This window comes from Bacteroidales bacterium (genome assembly GCA_023229505.1).
Classification (GTDB): domain Bacteria; phylum Bacteroidota; class Bacteroidia; order Bacteroidales; family JAGOPY01; genus JAGOPY01.
Map to the genome: position 1 here is coordinate 1 of JALNZD010000039.1, position 17,332 is coordinate 17,332.

Consider the following 17,332-nt stretch of genomic DNA (forward strand, 5'->3'; position numbering starts at 1 on the left):
CTTCAATGGCTACCCGGGCCTTAAAGGCCGACGTAAATTTTCTTCTTTTTGCTTTCATAATACCACTGTTAAAATTAGACTTTTTTCAACTTAACCAGTGGTCTGAATTTTGGGGAGTATTATAAATAATCAAAGCAAGACCTTTGACTGCAATCATGGCGATGGAAGAATTAAACTCGGTTTTAGCAATACCGGTAAAGATAAAATCGCAAACCATCTGGGTGAGAACAGACATCCCGGAAAATGCTCAAAATTTATTGAAAGCTATGAACATGAGAATACCATCTAAAATCTTATAAAAAAGAACGAAATGTAGTGGCACAAACCTCTATGCAAGCCATTACTGTGCTGTATATAAATCAATTACAAAAATGAAGTGTCAAACTCGGGAATTATATGGGCTTACAGAGGAAGAAATCAAGATTGTTGAAGGTAATGTTTAAAAAATCAAAATATTTTTTGAATTGAAGGGGGATCATCATAGGAAATTTCTTCTGATGGTATTAATCGGCAATGAAGTTCTTCAACAAATGGATGATTCATTTTTTATTTAAAATCTTATCTAGAATCATTGATGGAACTCTTGAAATTCTATCATCTTTATAATTAACCAGTTTCCTTAAAATATCTTTAAGCCCCCCAATGTTTTCAAATTTAAGGAACTGTTGAAATTGATTTTGATCATTGTAAAGGTTATTGAAATCAAGTTCAAGCTGGTCTAAACGAATAATAAGTGGATCAATTGTTTGCCTGTCAAATATTGCATCACAATAACGAATATGCCAAATTACCTTCCAAGAAAGATTACTGGCGGCTTCATATAAGCTTCGATTGACATTGGCATTAACTAATTTTAATTGATCTTCAATAAGTTCGACCTTGTTAACTGTTTGATTAAGATTTTCAAACTTCTTTTCAATATCAAGAATGCGCTTTGATATTTTTGAAAAGTATATTTTCCAGGCAATAATAGAAACCAATGTAAGCGTGATTATTAGTATTCCGACGAAAATTGCAGTTTGGGCTTGTAAAAGCGCCCATTGGTGATCAAGAATACTTTGATAATAAGTAGTCGAGATTTGTTGATTTTCAACTAGATTCTCAAGTGAATCCAATCTGAAAATTAACTCATTGATGTAAATTGAATCAACCATGTAAAATTACTTTATAATTAAGTTCTCCTAACGATCAATATCATGTCAGGACTTTGTACGATTTATTCCCCAGGGTAAAATATTATTCACTTAATCGAGGCACTATCTCAGACATTGAATAATGAACAAATTGTTTACCAAGTTCGGTCAATTCATATGGTTCAGTATTATCAAATGCAGATGTCAAAACTGATGTGCTCGGTTTTCTTGATGTCTTTTTAACAAAATTTCCATAGTAATCAGTTTCTCTAAATTGCCTTATAACCCCCCCCGTACTTAAATCTCTGATTAACATTTTGAATAAATCAGCTTCTGCAGAATTTTCCCTAGGTTTAGTTTCCCTAATTTTGTTCCATATTTGGCCGCGCGTAATCCGCTTATTTTGATAGATCTCCTTAATTATATAAAAATGTGCTTCATGGTACAATCCAATCCAGTCAATAAAAAGTCTTATTATATCATCTGTGCATAATGTGCTTGCACACGAATTTGTTAACAAATTCTTTATTAATTCCCTCTTATCATCAGTATCAGAATTGTCCCATACTCTAAATCCTTTCTTAACTAAATCTTGATATTCATCAGATTCCATTCTTATATGTACTGATGAATCGAAGTTCTCTAACCTCAAAATTATCCCATAAATAGTTTGACCAAGTTTCTCCAATTTATCTTTATGCTCTTCCAACCATAATTTTAAAATTTCATTGACTTTTGATTGTTCAATTTCAGCATGTAATGATGCTGACGCTCCTAAGAATCCACCAACCCAAGGGATACTACTCAATGCAGAAAGTATAAATCTTGAAACTCTCTTAATATTTTGAGAATTTGTCAAATCAGTGAATTGTTCCTGAATTTCTTTTTCAATATTTTGAAGATCGCCTTTATTCATTAGAATAAGCTATTAACGCGCGGATGTTAGGCAGCGTAAAATCTTTTCTCGGTTATTTTTTTTAAGGAAAAATGAAATTCCCCATTTCTAAAATAAAATGTATCAATAGTCTGATAGATATAATCCTTTTTGCCTGAGATATCTTCAAAAGTAGTTTTTACATAAATTTTCGGTACATCGTCAGTGTATATAGTAAATTCATACTTCAACGATAAGTATAAAAGACAGCTATTTAAAACTAAGTATTCTTCTGGAATGGAAAACCCAGAAGGTTTCTCCTGTATAGCCCTATTTAACAAATATTCAAGATTATCAGTTTCACCAGCATTAACTTTTAAAGATATCCGTTTATTTATTCTGTTAGTACTTGAACTAAATATTAACCAATTATTATCTTGCTGTATGCTTATTTCCTTTTCCTTGTCATGTTGTTCTATTAAAGCAATGAAAGAGTCAATATTTAGTTTATATTCAAACTTAAAGTCTTTTGCTAAGTCTTTTCCTGCATTTATCATTTCAAATAATATATGATTTTTAAAATTATCATTATTGCCTTTCCAATTAGTCGAGATGATTTTTTGAAAATCATTCAAATCTAAAGACCCACTTGTAAAGGACTTAAATAATATTTGAGGTTTTTGTGCCGCAAATCTTTGTTTTTTAATTTCTGCAAGAGTCCTCCAAGCAATTAATGCGGCACCGAATGTCCCTAAACTTCCTATAATAGTAACGATCTTTTCTAAAGAGGATATGCTCATTATATACATATTTTATGCTGCCTAACGTTCGCGCGCAAAGGCCTGGCCCGGGTTTAATTTGGCCGACCAGGCGGGCGCATTAAATGTACAAATTTTACTTGTTCCTTTTTCCATATTCCTTAATACGCGCCCCGCCAGGACGGGCAAACTTTTAATTCCGGGCTGGATTTTGAGCGTTTGTTATTATAGGCCGTTATTATCAATTTTCATATCTGTCTTACGCTGAAGTATTTCGGATAATTCCATTCCTATATTAAATGCTTCATCATATCTTTCTTTGGGGATCCCTTTATAAATCTCTTCATAAGGGTCCCGATATATTTTATGAATAACATCATTTCTTATGCCATTGAATTTAATAATCATCTGGTATTCATTTTCTGATAGTTGAGATAATATGAATAAAACATGAGCAGATGTAACTAAGCTAATTTGATTTGAAATATCCCAAATTCCTGACATTTCGCTTTTATAGTCAATAGTTCCAGCAAGAATAAGTAACTCTCGTAATTTATTTTCGATCCAACCATGGAGAGTTTGAAGTGCTTCGATGAAATTACCAGTATTATATGCCCTCTGAGCATGTTCAGTTGGCCATTCTTCTATTCGAATAAATTCTTGTTGCATTAAGGGAATAATTATGTTAATTCCTAATTCTTAAAATTTATAATAATGGCCTATAACCAATTGATGCCATAAATTTAAATAAATCCAAAGCCAAATACAAATAACAGGAAGGAAATATTTTAGAAGGCAAAGGAGGATCAGGTAAGTTAAAGACCGGCTGACATCGTCAGCCGGTCTTTTGGGGTTGTCCATCTTCCGGTTAGAAGGGCAAATCTTCGCCTGCCACCGGGCCTAAAGCTGAAGCAACATCAGCTTGGGGAAGTGTTTCAGATTTTATAGCCGCGCTGTTAAAATTTCTCACTGTCCTGTCAACCTGTGAATTGGAGAAGACAAAAAGGATCGGAAAGTAGGAGAAACCTTCACCCGCTTTGTTGGTTTTGTCGACCTTCTTGCCCCAGATCATTTGGGCGGTTTCGCCTTTGCGAACGGAGTAACCGGCAGTTTGCCATTGTTCAAGGGTCATCCATACCTGGTTCTTTTTCTTGCCGGAGTAGAATTCCAACAGTGCATCATTCAGGTTGGCAGTCTTGATCTTGCCATTTTTTTGCAGTTCGGCCACATGAAAAGATTGTCGATTGTCGAATTTCGATGGTCGATGTTCGAAGATTTAAATCGAAATTCGAAAATCGGCCATTGACAATCGAGGCTATAGTCTAAATAACATATGAATTACAAACTGTTTTAAATAAAGGCCAAGCCTGGTTTGATACTAGAGCAGCGGTAGCAAACTCTTTGATTTTAAACTCCTTGTTTTTTATTTGCTCTAATACCATATACCAGCTCATATAATTTTGCAAGTATTTTGTCGATACACCATTAAATCTTCTTATCCAGTTCTTTAAACCACTCGTTGTTTGATTTACATTCTGTAGATGATAAATTTTATCCTTAACATATTGGCCTTTTCTTACATGGATTTGTTTATGCTTTAATCCTTTGTCTTTAGCATACCCTGTAAAGCTTCTATGACTATCCGTGCATACGGTAGCTTCTTTATCTAATCGGTCTCCAATTGCACTGTCAATGTCCGTCTTTCTGATCCTACCCCGCTTTATAACCTGAAGATCTTTATGCTTTTGCCTGTCACAAGTTACCAGTACAGTTACTTTGTCATGTGAAATTCCTTGCTGTATGTGATCATTACCTCTTTTCCTGGCCTCCCTCTCAAGGTTTCTGGAACCTTTTTCCGAATAGTTGAAGAAAATATCATCGATTTCACTAATCCCGGAAAATTCTTTCGGAGACAGTGAACGAAGCGAACTCAGAATTTTATGGCGCCAGTCAAAAGAAGTTTGTTTTGAAATCCCTGTTAGTTTAGCGCATTTTTCAAGGGAATATCCCTCAAACATATTCCTTACATAAATTGGCCATAAATGTTGTTTTTTAATCCAGGCTAAAGCCGTCCCCGTCCGTTCGCTAAAATTCTTTTTACAATCTTTGCATACGTATCGTTGAATAGCCTTAAGCTTGCCGTTTGCATAAATATTTTGGCTTTGACAATGAGGACAATAAGTCCCTTGAATTAGTGAAAGATCTTTCTTGATACCATGTATGCTTAAGTCTTCCCTAACCTGCTGAACTAAGTGATTCACAAAAAGTTGCTTTTCGACCTCTGTGAGATCTTTAAATGCCTGAATTAGTTCTTTATATGTATTCATCGATATTTTTTTGCTAAGATAACAATAATTCATATGTTATTTAGACTATAGCCACAATCGACAATTCCTTTGGTAGTGGGGCGAATTTTGCTGGCTTTAGGTCATCTTTCAGTGAAAGTGAATCCCGACAAAGTCGGGACTGTCAGACTTTCAATTTTCAAGGCGCTGCGCTTTTGAAAATTGAGTCTGACTAGTAAATCGAAGACCTGGCCATAGCATGCCGAGTCGGAACAGGAAGGTAATTCTTAGCTCCTGTTCCTCTCGGCATAACTGAAACTAAAAGAAAATTGCTTCGCATTTTCTTAAAGTTTCAGTATAAAAGGAGAATCACGAAAATACCTTCGCCCATGAAATTCGAAGACCGGGACGAGGCAGAAATGGCAAATAGTCAGTAGCAGGGAGAAGAACGGAAACAATTCATTACAGAAAATCGGCAAGAAAAGCTGCAGCCTGATCCTCACAGTGAAAAAAAGTAGCGGTAAGAGTGCTGCAAACGGATGGTCCTGCAGGATTTTAGGCAAAAAAAGACCAGGATGACTATAAACAGCTAAACAATGGTCTAATTGCAAGGACGTTTAATAGCAGATTTGGTAAAGAGGGATGAAGAAGAATTTGGGGAAGCTCTAATTCAACCGAGACTCTGTTTGATCACACAGGTCAAGGGAGGCGGAAATTAGCAAGGTAAATAAAACTAACGAGCCGATAAGATACCAGTTTACCGCTGGCCGGTAGCCATTTAACATACAGGTGGGCAGCTTGGATGCTCGGTAACTGAATAAGGTTTTGAATGAGCGATATTGGTTTTTTAGATTGATTATTAATAACGCATTTGTTTTGGAATTTGCGATATTATACTATAAATTTATGATTCTTAATTAATCCATAAGAAACCATTTCAAAAAACCAAAGACCATTAATTACTAAAAAATATTGATCACCAAGAACTTGGGTCAATAAATTTAAAAAGTTTTAGCTTAACACATACAGGTTATCAGAACCTAACCAAAGCAAATATTATTTAAATATATACCAACAAAAGGCAGTTAAATAATTTCACGTAAACATGTAAATTCCATTTTTATGAAAAACAAAATCTACAAAATCTGTTCCATGCTGATCATTTTGTTATCAGCTATGAATGCACGCAGTGAGGTAATCATTGGCATCTCAGACCCGTTTCAATTTGGGGATACATCTGTAACAATTCCGCTTTCACCCCTTGCCATTGTCATACCTATATTGATGATCGGGTTATACACTTACTGGCGCTACTTTCATATTAAAAGAAATGAGGCCGTATAATCACTTTTATACCGGACACAATGCCTGCATATGTGCCAGCAACTAAACCAAAAAAATTCATCATTAAAACCTATGACCATGAAAATAATTATTCTTTCTTTAGCTTTTTTCTCTGTCCTTAACTGGGCCTATGCCCAACCCGGCTCCATCACCAATATCCAGGTATCCCAGGGCGCCGGCGTAAATGAACGGGTGTTGGATATCCAATTCGATCTCACGGGCAGTGACGCCGCGTATGATATTTCACTGGAAGTAAGCTTTGATAATGGTGGCACGTATTTGCCCATTGACCCAAATGAGGTGACAGGCGCAAGCAATGTCGTCCCGGGTAACGGCATCCCGCTTATCTGGGATGGCCGGATCAGCTACGCCGGTTATTCCACGGATATTGCACGCATAAAGATCATTGCCACTGGAATCTGGCAATGCGGTAACCCCATCACTGACTCACGGGACGGTCAAAGTTACAATACTGTGCTAATCGGTACTCAATGCTGGATGAAAGAAAACCTGAATGTAGGAACGATGATCAATGAAAGCCAGGAGATGAGTGATAATGAAACGATTGAAAAATACTGCTATAATAATGATCCGGCAAATTGCAGTACTTATGGTGGACTCTACCAGTGGAACGAAATAATGCAATATACCACTACCCCAGGCACACAAGGCATTTGCCCAGACGGTTGGCATATCCCAATGGATGAGGAATGGACTGCCTTAACTAATTATTTAGGAGGAGCATCTGTGGCAGGTGGCAAAATGAAGGAAGCGGGATTTGTACACTGGTATCCACCGAATACAGGGGCAACCAACGAAAGTGGTTTCACAGCTCTTCCGGGGGGTTACCGCCCCACCGGTGGGAGCTTCGACTACCTAGGCACGCACGGCCACTGGTGGTCTTCTACGGATTACAGCGGGTCGACCGCCTGGCACCGGTACCTGGGCTACACTGACGCCGGTGCGCGCCGGTACTACTACTACAAGACGTACGGTTTTTCGTTGCGTTGCCTCCAGGACTGATTGGTTATCCCGACAAAGTCGGGACGGGCGAAGCCCGTTTGATTTATTTGATTATTTATCCCCGCAAAAGCGGGATCATCCCGCGTAGTGGGGGGGTATAGTTGTTTTTTTACTAAATCGGGAATTTAAGATTGATAAAGCAATAACGAAAACCAGCATCAGTACAAGCATCAAAGGTAGGCTGATTAACTTTTGCCATTATTTTTACTATTTAAAGTTTCAAGGGCGATTTCTTTTGCTTCTTTTTCTCCATCGCAAATATTGAAGAAAAAGAAGCCGGTGGTATTCAAACGCTGACAGGTCTTCGACCCTGTCAGGTTCGATTGCCAATCGACCTGTCAGTGTCCGACGAAGGAGGACCTGATAGCGTCCGATAGCAGACTAACCCTTCAGCGTTTGAAATTTATAGATTTATAAGCATCAGTAGCTTCAATGCTTCATAGGCATGCCCGGTCTGAAGGTAATTTAATGCCAGCCTGTTCAACTCGGTTGAGATATCTAAGGAAGTCTCGATTAATTCTTTAATTTCAGGATTTTCTTGAATAGCTCTTATTTCTTCTGCATTTGGTAAATTTTCCACGTTACCGAGCTGCCCCAGGTCATTTCCTGTGAGAACGCGGCTGTTGCGTATCTTCTCAGGCAGGGCATCAATCCCGATTCCCATCCGCTGCAATGGTTTTTCAACTTCAAAGAGCGCATCGCCGAATGCCCTGACATAGTAATCCTTACCCAGCCTGCCTACCAGCCTGATCTTCTGCTGGTCGATCATCCCGTCATCGCCAAGAATATCCTCATTGACGTGCATAATCAGGATCTCACAGATGATCAGGTTCGCTGCCCCTCCCCCGCTGCCGGTTTCAATAATATCCCTGACACGGCATTCCATTTGCACCGGGGACTCTTTAACCCTGAACGGTCGTACCAGTTCAGAAGGTAATTTAGAAAAACCTGCCTTAATGAATTCGTCGACGCCCGGCGGGTATTCCGTACTAGCCAGACTGGCCTGGTTGACCATATCATAGGTAACGACGTTAATTACAACTTCAGGTACACTCTTTGCATTCTCAAGCGTATTTTTTGTACTGTTATCGCGTCCCCGTCTCGAAGGGGAAAAGATGAGCGTAGTGGGGTTATACCCAAAGACATTAAAAAAGCTGAATGGGGAAAGGTTCGGATTCCCCCTGGCATCCACCGTACTGGCAAAAGCAATGGGACGCGGTGCGATGCTGCCAAGCAAGTACTGGTGCATTTTCGGATGGGGTGTCTCACCTGGGATAATTCGTAGCATATATTATCTTATTCCAAATTTCTAGTTTCAAATTTCAATTTTCATTTTGCCGGCAGGATTTGCATGCGGCATTCCCCGAATCCCACGCGAACACCATTCTTCTCTCCATAGCCATGCATCACCACCGAATCATAATCCTCAATAAAACTCCTTTTACTGCCATCCGGCATTGTAATGGGCTTTGTGCCTTTCCAGGCCAGTTCAAGCATGGATCCGAAAGAGTCTTCCCCAGGGCCGCTGATAGTGCCGGAAGCGCAGATATCACCCACTTCGACATTGCAGCCGTTCACGGTATGATGCGCCAGCATCTGGGAAAAGTTCCAGTATAAGTACTTCAGGTTGGAGATGCTTAAAATTGTCGATTGTCGATTGTCATTAACAGATCGCTGACCGCTGACCGCCGACCGCTGACTTCCCGGCTCAATAAAAACCTCAAGATTAATATCGAAATGCTTACTGCCATCATATTGCAAATATGGCAAAACTTTAGGCAACTGGAGAGGGCCGGGTGTCCTGAAGGGTTCCACGGCTTCAAGTGTAACTATCCAGGGTGAGATGACCGACCCGAAATTTTTACTTAGAAATGGACCTAGCGGAACGTATTCCCATTTCTGAATATCACGGGCCGACAAATCATTAAACAACACCAAACCAAATATATACTCTTCTGTTTCTGAAGTTTTGATTGAAGAGCCTAACTCGGAATTACGCCCGATGACAAATCCAATTTCCAGTTCAAAGTCGAGTTGTCCGCTTGGACCAAATACAGGTGATTCCTGGTCATCAGCCTTTGTTTGCCCCGAAGGACGATAGATAGGAGTTCCGCTGACGACAATTGAAGAGGCACGGCCATGATAACCAACCGGGAGATGTTTCCAGTTCGGCAAAAGTGCATTTTTGGGATCACGGAACATCACGCCGACATTGTAGGCATGCTGCTCACTGGCATAGAAATCAGTATAATTCCCCACTTTAACAGGCATGTGCATGGTCACAGATTCAATAGGATGCAAGGCCAATGCGCATGCTTCCTGGTTTGCCTTAAGGTCATCGTTCGTTTCAAGGAATAGTTCCCCGAGCCGGTTTCGTACTTTGCTGGTGACAAGCTTTCCAAGGGCAATGAATTCATTCAGGTAAGGTTGATAAAAGACAGTAAGGTCATCAATACCGAGATCATCGAAATATCCAAAATCGGCCAGAACGGAAAGGTCAACGACGGTATCTCCGATCCGGGTAGCAGGCCTTGGATCACTATTTCCGTGACTGAATATCCCGAATGGAATATTATAAATAGAAAAATCAGAATTATCCAGTATTGATATCCAGGATCTCATCATTTAAGTTCAAAGTTCAAAATAAAAATTCCAATTTTCAACTTTCAATTTTCAATTTTCAATGCTCAAAGCGTTCCTCTTTTTTCCTGCTCACGTTCAATGGATTCAAACAACGCCTTAAAGTTGCCTTTACCGAATGATTTTGCCCCTTTTCGCTGAATAATCTCATAGAACACTGTTGGCCTGTCTTCCACCGGCTTAGTGAAGATCTGGAGCAGGTAACCTTCGTCATCCCGGTCGATAAGGATATTCAGTTCTTTAAGCGGTTTAAGGTCCTCATCGATCTCCCCTACCCTTGAAAGCACATCTTCATAATAAATATCGGGGACATATAAGAATTCGACCCCTCTCCTTCTTAATTCACTGACAGTGCGAATAATATTATCCGTGGACATGGCGACATGCTGAACGCCAGGGCCCCGGTAAAAGTCGATATACTCCTCAATTTGTGATTTCTTTTTGCCTTCGGCTGGTTCATTCAGCGGGAATTTGATGCGCCCGTTACCATTTGCCATTACCTTCGACATCAGGGCGGTGTATTCAGTTGAAATGTCTTTGTCATCGAAAGAAACCAGTTGGGAAAATCCCATCACTTCAGCATAAAATTTAGCCCATTGGTTCATTTCTCCCCATCCCACGTTACCGACCATATGATCTACATACTTTAATCCCAATGGTTCTGCCCTGTATGTGGGCTCCCATTTAATGAATCCCGGAAGGAAAGGACCGTTATAATCTTTTCTCTCAACGAAGATATGAACGGTTTCACCATAAGTATGAATCCCTGACCTGACCACCCTGCCATTTTTATCCTCTTCAACAGCAGGCTGCATATAAGGTTTAGCGCCTCTTTTAACCGTTTCGTGGAAAGCGCCTGCAGCATCATCGACCCATAAAGCGATCACCTTTACCCCATCGCCATGCATTTTCACATGTTCACTGACCGGGGAATCAGGTACAAGTGATGTAGTAAATACAAACCGGATCTTATCCTGAACCAGCACATAGGAGGTTTTCTCCTTATCCCCTGTTTCAAGTCCTTTGTATGCCAATGGCTGAAACCCAAAAGCCAACTGATAATAGTAAGCAGCCTGTTTGGCATTTCCGACATAAAACTCAACATAATCGGTGCCGTTGATAGGCAGAAAGTCTTTATTCATGATGATTGAAATTTGAAAATCGAAATTTGAAAATCGAAATTTGAAATTTGAAATTAGGGAACAACATGTAAAGCTATTTTATTTAGTGCTGCTAATGAATGCATTAAGTTTAGGACCAAGTTCATTAATAAGTGATTCATATTCTTTAATGTCATCAAGATTAACAATTTTCCTTCTGATTAGTTTTCTTAACCATGTTTTTGTTTCCTCGAATGACCCTCGTGCATAACGGTAAAACAATTTTCTGTCACCAGGAGTAAATCTTCCATAACCTTCTGAAATATTTGCAGCTATACTATCTGAAGACCTAATAATTTGATAACCAATTGTTCGTTGAACTTTTTCCGGCCATTTATCAAAATCATTCCATATTTTATCAGAAAACTTTTCAGAAAGAATGTAAACATCCAACTCAACCAACCTCTTCATTTTTCCCCTCTTTCTTTCTAACCCAAATTTCCATTTTCCAATTTCAAAATCACTCAGCCCCAATTTCTATTTTCAAATTTCTAATTTCACTCTATCCAACTTTTATAGTACTCTCCATCCTCAATATCCAATGCTTGTTTAGTAATTTTCAGCGGCCGGAAAGTATCGACCATCACAGCCAGTTCATGGGTTTCCTTTTGTCCCAGGCTTTTTTCAACAGTACCTGGATGTGGCCCGTGCGGTATGCCGATCGGGTGAAGGGTGATCTGGCCTCTCTCTACATGTTTCCGGCTCATGAATTCTCCATCGACATAGTATAACACCTCATCGGAATCAACATTACTGTGATTATAGGGTATTGGTATTGAAAGCGGGTGATAATCATACATGCGGGGAACAAAAGCACAGGTTACAAAATTGTTGGCTTCGAAGGTTTGATGGACAGGAGGCGGCTGATGAATGCGCCCGGTAATAGGCTCGAAATCGTGTATTGATAAGGCATAAGGATAATGATAGCCATCCCAGCCAACGACATCAAAGGGATGCGATGCGTAATGATATGGATAGATCATATCCTGCTTCTTTATCAGTACAACGAAATCGCCTTTTTCATCATGAGTTTCCAGATCTTGTGGCTTGCGGATGTCCCGCTCATAGTATGGCGCATGCTCCAAAAGCTGCCCGACGCGGTTAACATATTTTTTTGGAAACCGGAACGGGCTGAATGATTCGACAATAAACAGCCGGTTATCTTCTGTTTTGAACTCAAGCTGATAAATAGTACCTCTTGGGATGATCAGATGGTCGCCATACCCGAAAGAAAGATTGCCATACATCGTTTTTAAAACTCCTTCACCTTCATGGACAAAGATCATCTCATGCGCATCAGAATTTTTAAAGTAATATTCCTTCCGCTCAAGTGAGTTCTGAGTTTTGAGTTCTGAGTTCTGAGTTTTTCCTGACTTCTGCCTACTGTCAACTGTCAACTGCCCACTTCCCCATGCCTCAGGCGCTGCCAAAATGATATAGCAGTCATCATTAACCAAAACCGGCTTCCTGCTCTTCAGGTAATCGCTTTCAGGGTTTACTTTGAATCCCTGGAAGCTGCGGTGTTGCATGTTCTTGGCAATGGCTATTTCAGGAGCGATTGAAAAAGGTTCATCAATTTTTGTAACCAGGGTCGGAGGATAGTTGTGGTAGACCAGCGAATATTCGGCAGAAAAACCTTCCGTTGAGACAAGTTGCTCGGCATACAGGTTCCCATCCGGTTTGCGGAACTGGATATGGCGTTTGGGTGGTATATTCCCGAGTTTATGGTAATGTGGCATGTAGGCTTATTTAGAATGGTTTTAAAGTTCAGACAAAGATAAAGATTTGCTGAGAATAATATCAACTTTTTGAGATGTAAAAAGTAGTCCCACCGTTCCACTGTTTCACTATTTCACCGTTCCACTGTCTCACTGTTCCAGGCTAACAGGAACACGGAGTGCAGCCCTTTTGATGTCAGGTATTCCCTGAATAGCTTCAGTGAAACGTTCTTAAATCTGCGGGCCATTACTAAGCCGGTAAGGAAACGGAATGGTCAATTTTTCTGAAGGGATAATTGTTGAATATCCTGCTGAAATTATCATTTTCCTCCAGAAGTTGGCTGATTTGGGGTGGGACCATAGGTTTAAATTTGCTCTTTTTTATCGTCCAACCTAAACGCCTCAGCTCCTCAGTGAAAGTCTTTTTATGGGTAGTGTAAAGTAAAAATTCCCCAAGGCATACTTTAAACGACTCGAAGGCTTCTTCTTCATTATTACCGTAACCGCTTACATCAAGCGCCGGGCAATAGACTACCTGAGCGCCTCCCTCTTCAAAGATTATAAAGGGAAGGTTAATGCTTATTTCCTGGTTGCTGCTACTCCAGGTTCCCTTGAATTGTCCTTCCGGTGTCATAAAAAGCGTGTAAAAAGTTTATTGGCGAAATGATATAACGATTTCCGTTATAACCTTGTTATGCATTTGTGAGCAAAATTAACATTTTTAAATCACACCTATATATAATGCAATTTTTTATAGAAAGCAATTAAAACAACCGCCCGATTCCGGGCGGATTTGCCATTACTTCATTATATAACAGCCTTATTTGCTCCCTGGTACAAATCTTCGTGTTAGGATCCCAAACCCATTGCGGATATTCATTTGCCAGGCTCTGAATGCCTGGTCGGCCGTTGAGCAACGCTTGAAGATAAGCATCGTTACAGAGCATCTCCCGCATAAATGTTGCCCAGGGGATAAAAAAACGCATGACATGACAACACATCAGGTCTAAGTGATCTAAATCCTAAGCAGCCGCTACAACCAAGCAAACAACCATCGTTCCTTTATTAATGGCCGGTTTCAGTGATCTAAATCCTAAGCAGCCGCTACAACTGGCTACAATAGCTACCGTTACCAATCGTGGCCGGTTTCAGTAACCTAAGTTCTAAGCAGCCGCTACAACCTTTAATTGCGATGTGTCTTGTTCTTGGCTCCCAGAGTTTCAGTAACCTAAGTTCTAAGCAGCCGCTACAACTTCAAAATTTCTTGGGACATTCGGAAACCAAGAAAGTTTCAGTAACCTAAGTTCTAAGCAGCCGCTATAACATAGTCACCTTGTAACTAAGTTACTTAGTCACTGTATGGTTTCAGTAACCTAAGTTCTAAGTAGCCGCTACAACTTAGAATAACCTAACAAACCATCAGGGTAATCTCCTTTCCCGTAAAGATAACCACTTTTCGTCGAAAATACATGATAACTTAGTTTTTATAGTAAGATGTTTAACCCCAACGGGGTATTAATCAGACGCTTCATGGATTGCTATAATACTCCATGCCCCACGGGCAAGCGCTTACTTGGAAATTTGGAACTGGAAAAAAGAAACTTGAAATTTGAAATTTGAAACTGGAAAAAAGAAACTTGAAATTTGAAATTTGAAACTTGGAAACCACTAACCAAGAACCACTAACCACTAACCAATAACCACTAACCAATAACCACTAACCAATAACCAATAACAAGAACCTTTATTCAATCCCTGCAACATGCTTCATGAACTGAACACGTTCAAAAGCTGCCGGATTTTTTGCTTCTTTATAACTCAGCTTACCGATGAAATCTGCAGTATTTACAAACTGATGCTTTTCCATCCATTGTTCGATGTCTTTTAACATCACACCGATCTGCTCAAAGCCTTTCTGGTACAGAACGCTGGCAATCTGAACAGCCTTTGCACCAGCCAGGAGTTGTTTGATGACGGCTTCTCCGTCGTGGATGCCGGTTGAGGCAGCAATATCGCATTGAATTTTGTCGGACAGCAAGGCAACCCATCTTAAGGTAAGAGACATTTCGGCCGGGGTGCTGAAAACGTGACTTGGAGTTACTTCAAACTTATCGATATCAAAATCCGGCGCAAAGAAACGGTTGAAAAGGACCAGCCCTGAAATACCAGTCCAGGACAACTGCAGGGCCATATTCGTCAATCCTGAAAAATAATAACTAATCTTGGCTGCAATCGGAATTTTAACCTGTTTCATAACCGACTGGAGAATGTCGAAATAAATCTGTTCATGTTGTTCCGCTTTTCTCCTTGGGTCAGAGGGCAGTATGAAAATATTCAACTCAAGGGCATCGGCTCCGGCTTCCTGGATGTTTTTTGCAAAAGAGACCCATTCGGAAGATGAAACACAGTTGATACTTCCAATGACCGGAATATCCAACTTGCTTTTAGCATCCCTGATTAGTTTTATATAATTCTCAAGGTCATTTTCCCGTGTATAATGACTGATATAATCAAGTGCCTCCGGATAAGAGTAATTATTCTCGCTCTGGTTGAATGTTTTATTAATCGCAAAATTGATCTGTTCTTCAAATAAGGATTTTAATACAATTGCACCAGCGCCATTGTTGTATAATTTCTGTAAATCATCAATTGAATTAGTCAACCCTGAACTGCCGGCGATTATAGGGTTGCGCAACTTCAAACCCATGTAAGATGTAGAAAGATCAGCCATGAAAAAATATTTAAAACATATTTAGTGATTTATCTCTTCAGGCTATTAAAAACAGAAGTTTAGCCTATATTTAATTTCCGGAAGATGTCATTACCTTCCAGCAGATCCACGGCTTTAAGGAATTCCTCGTCTATCGGGGACATGATTTCATAGAAAGAGCCAATATTCCAAAGATTCATTGCTACCATGGCCTTAATCTGGGTATTAATCAATAATTCAGAAGATTTCCACCCTGGTTCATCAAATTTAACACCTTCTTTTTCGGCTAAATCCTTAAACTCTTTGATCAATACCGAATCAACAGAGAATTTTTCTTTGAACGACATAAGCGAAGGAAATTGTTCATTCAAATTTGCACGGTTTTCTTCAACAAACTGAAGGGAGAATTTATTTAATACGCCCTTCCTGCGGATTTCCACATAATAATCGGAAAACATGGTCGAATCCCAGGGTATGAAAACATCAGGCATGATGCCTCCTCCACCATAAACAATCCTTCCCCTGGGGGTTGAAAATTTTAACGAGTCAGGAAACCTGATGCTGTCTGCAAACAGGTATTCCCCATGTTCAAACCTTTTACTGAAATCCTTGTAATATTCTTCTATGCCATTTTCATAAGGTCTCTGTATGCACCTTCCCGTTGGTGTGAAATACCTGGCAGTAGTCAGTCTGATAACCGAACCATCAGGCAGGTTGAACGGCCTTTGCACCAAACCCTTGCCAAAAGACCTGCGCCCTATAACAATTCCCCTGTCCCAATCCTGTACCGCCCCTGATACAATCTCACTCGCAGAGGCCGAAGCTTCATCAATGATGACAACCAGTTTGCCTTTTTCAAAATTTCCTGCCGGGGTTGCAAGGTAATCCTGCCTGGGACTGTGAATTCCTTCAGTGTATACGATCAGCTTTCCGGCATCAAGGAATTCATCAGCCAGTTCAACAGCCGTATTAAGGTAGCCGCCTGAATTGCCTCGCAGGTCCAGGATAAGCTTGCTCATTCCCTGACTTTTAAGGGTGTTTACGGCTGTTGTAAACTCTTCTATCGAGGTTTTTGAAAACCTGTTCAGCCGGATGTAACCGATGTCAGGAGCAGCCATAAAAGAGGCATCTATGGAATTCAGCGGAATTTTATCCCTTACGATAGTGAACTCCAGGAGATTATTCTTGCCTTTCCTGTAAATTGAAACATCGACGGTAGTTCCTTTTTTCCCTCTCAAACGGTCCATAACCCACTGATTATCTACCTTGTCACCAGTTGCATCTTCATTATTTATTTTAACAATCTTATCACCGGACAAAATCCCCAATTTTTCAGAAGGACCGCCCGGAACCGGCGAAATAACAAGGATGGTATCCTGGAAAAGCTGAAAACTAACCCCAATACCTTCAAAACTTCCTTCCAGTGGTTCATTTGCTTTCTGTAACTCTTCCTTTGATATATATGCCGAATGAGGGTCCAGTTCTTTAAGTGATTTCACGATTGCATCTGCTACGATTTCTTTCATATCGACACTGTCGACATAAGCAAGGTCAATGATCTGCATCGCTGCCACGATCTTCTGGATTTCCTGCTTATCTATCAGATTCTGACTAAAAGTAACCGCTCCCCATATTGAAAGAAGAATAAAAAATAAACTTGAACGAAGATAAGATGTGATTTTCATGA

At 39.9% G+C, this 17,332-nt stretch carries 17 protein-coding genes and 1 CRISPR repeat array; of the genes, 2 read left to right on the forward strand and 15 right to left on the reverse strand.

Features of this window, described 5'->3' with window-relative positions:
- Nucleotides 1-539: 539 nt before the first annotated feature.
- The 6 genes from M0Q51_12875 to M0Q51_12900 form a co-directional block, all read right to left on the reverse strand.
- Nucleotides 540-1,154 carry a hypothetical protein gene (locus M0Q51_12875; protein ID MCK9400867.1) on the reverse strand — a complete coding sequence of 205 codons (615 nt, stop codon included), beginning with the start codon at nucleotides 1,152-1,154 and terminating at the stop codon, nucleotides 540-542.
- Nucleotides 1,155-1,236: 82 nt separating this feature from the next.
- Nucleotides 1,237-2,049, reverse strand: coding sequence for a hypothetical protein (locus M0Q51_12880; protein ID MCK9400868.1), 813 nt, complete (start codon nucleotides 2,047-2,049; stop codon nucleotides 1,237-1,239).
- Between the two features lie 26 nt (nucleotides 2,050-2,075).
- On the reverse strand, nucleotides 2,076-2,807 hold the full coding sequence (locus M0Q51_12885; GenBank protein ID MCK9400869.1) for a hypothetical protein: 732 nt from the start codon (nucleotides 2,805-2,807) through the stop codon (nucleotides 2,076-2,078).
- A gap of 183 nt (nucleotides 2,808-2,990) precedes the next feature.
- Nucleotides 2,991-3,434: a hypothetical protein gene (locus M0Q51_12890; GenBank protein MCK9400870.1), complete on the reverse strand. Its 444-nt coding sequence runs from the start codon at nucleotides 3,432-3,434 to the stop codon at nucleotides 2,991-2,993.
- Nucleotides 3,435-3,633: 199 nt separating this feature from the next.
- Complete coding sequence (locus M0Q51_12895) at nucleotides 3,634-3,993, reverse strand: ArdC family protein (GenBank protein ID MCK9400871.1); 360 nt, start codon at nucleotides 3,991-3,993, stop codon at nucleotides 3,634-3,636.
- Nucleotides 3,994-4,087: 94 nt separating this feature from the next.
- Complete coding sequence (locus M0Q51_12900) at nucleotides 4,088-5,092, reverse strand: IS1595 family transposase (GenBank protein MCK9400872.1); 1,005 nt, start codon at nucleotides 5,090-5,092, stop codon at nucleotides 4,088-4,090.
- Nucleotides 5,093-6,172: 1,080 nt separating this feature from the next.
- On the opposite strand from M0Q51_12900, the gene M0Q51_12905 reads away from it, so the two are divergent.
- Both M0Q51_12905 and M0Q51_12910 read left to right on the forward strand, forming a co-directional pair.
- Nucleotides 6,173-6,394 carry a hypothetical protein gene (locus M0Q51_12905; protein MCK9400873.1) on the forward strand — a complete coding sequence of 74 codons (222 nt, stop codon included), beginning with the start codon at nucleotides 6,173-6,175 and terminating at the stop codon, nucleotides 6,392-6,394.
- Nucleotides 6,395-6,472: 78 nt separating this feature from the next.
- Entirely contained in the window at nucleotides 6,473-7,417 is a 945-nt protein-coding gene (locus M0Q51_12910; GenBank protein ID MCK9400874.1) for a hypothetical protein, read from the forward strand.
- A 403-nt stretch (nucleotides 7,418-7,820) separates the two neighbouring features.
- Here the strand turns inward: M0Q51_12910 and M0Q51_12915 are convergent, their stop codons facing one another.
- The 9 genes from M0Q51_12915 to M0Q51_12955 all read right to left on the reverse strand — a co-directional run bounded on the left by M0Q51_12915 (nucleotide 7,821) and on the right by M0Q51_12955 (nucleotide 17,330).
- Nucleotides 7,821-8,705: a flavin reductase family protein gene (locus M0Q51_12915; protein ID MCK9400875.1), complete on the reverse strand. Its 885-nt coding sequence runs from the start codon at nucleotides 8,703-8,705 to the stop codon at nucleotides 7,821-7,823.
- Nucleotides 8,706-8,746: 41 nt separating this feature from the next.
- On the reverse strand, nucleotides 8,747-10,042 hold the full coding sequence (fahA, locus tag M0Q51_12920; protein MCK9400876.1) for a fumarylacetoacetase: 1,296 nt from the start codon (nucleotides 10,040-10,042) through the stop codon (nucleotides 8,747-8,749).
- A 62-nt stretch (nucleotides 10,043-10,104) separates the two neighbouring features.
- Nucleotides 10,105-11,199, reverse strand: a complete 1,095-nt coding sequence (gene hppD / locus M0Q51_12925) for a 4-hydroxyphenylpyruvate dioxygenase (GenBank protein MCK9400877.1) — start codon at nucleotides 11,197-11,199, stop codon at nucleotides 10,105-10,107.
- Nucleotides 11,200-11,277: 78 nt separating this feature from the next.
- Nucleotides 11,278-11,691, reverse strand: a complete 414-nt coding sequence (locus M0Q51_12930) for a four helix bundle protein (GenBank protein ID MCK9400878.1) — start codon at nucleotides 11,689-11,691, stop codon at nucleotides 11,278-11,280.
- Nucleotides 11,692-11,714: 23 nt separating this feature from the next.
- Nucleotides 11,715-12,956, reverse strand: a complete 1,242-nt coding sequence (locus M0Q51_12935; protein ID MCK9400879.1) for a homogentisate 1,2-dioxygenase — start codon at nucleotides 12,954-12,956, stop codon at nucleotides 11,715-11,717.
- Between the two features lie 229 nt (nucleotides 12,957-13,185).
- Nucleotides 13,186-13,569: a hypothetical protein gene (locus M0Q51_12940; GenBank protein MCK9400880.1), complete on the reverse strand. Its 384-nt coding sequence runs from the start codon at nucleotides 13,567-13,569 to the stop codon at nucleotides 13,186-13,188.
- Nucleotides 13,570-13,699: 130 nt separating this feature from the next.
- A complete protein-coding gene (locus M0Q51_12945) occupies nucleotides 13,700-13,921 on the reverse strand; it encodes a hypothetical protein (GenBank protein MCK9400881.1) in 222 nt (73 codons plus the stop codon).
- 18 nt (nucleotides 13,922-13,939) lie between these two features.
- Nucleotides 13,940-14,333: direct repeats of the CRISPR family, unit length 18 nt; unit sequence CTAAGCAGCCGCTACAAC.
- Between the two features lie 346 nt (nucleotides 14,334-14,679).
- Complete coding sequence (locus tag M0Q51_12950; GenBank protein ID MCK9400882.1) at nucleotides 14,680-15,666, reverse strand: dihydroorotate dehydrogenase-like protein; 987 nt, start codon at nucleotides 15,664-15,666, stop codon at nucleotides 14,680-14,682.
- A 59-nt stretch (nucleotides 15,667-15,725) separates the two neighbouring features.
- Nucleotides 15,726-17,330, reverse strand: a complete 1,605-nt coding sequence (locus M0Q51_12955; protein ID MCK9400883.1) for a S41 family peptidase — start codon at nucleotides 17,328-17,330, stop codon at nucleotides 15,726-15,728.
- Nucleotides 17,331-17,332 lie beyond the last annotated feature (2 nt).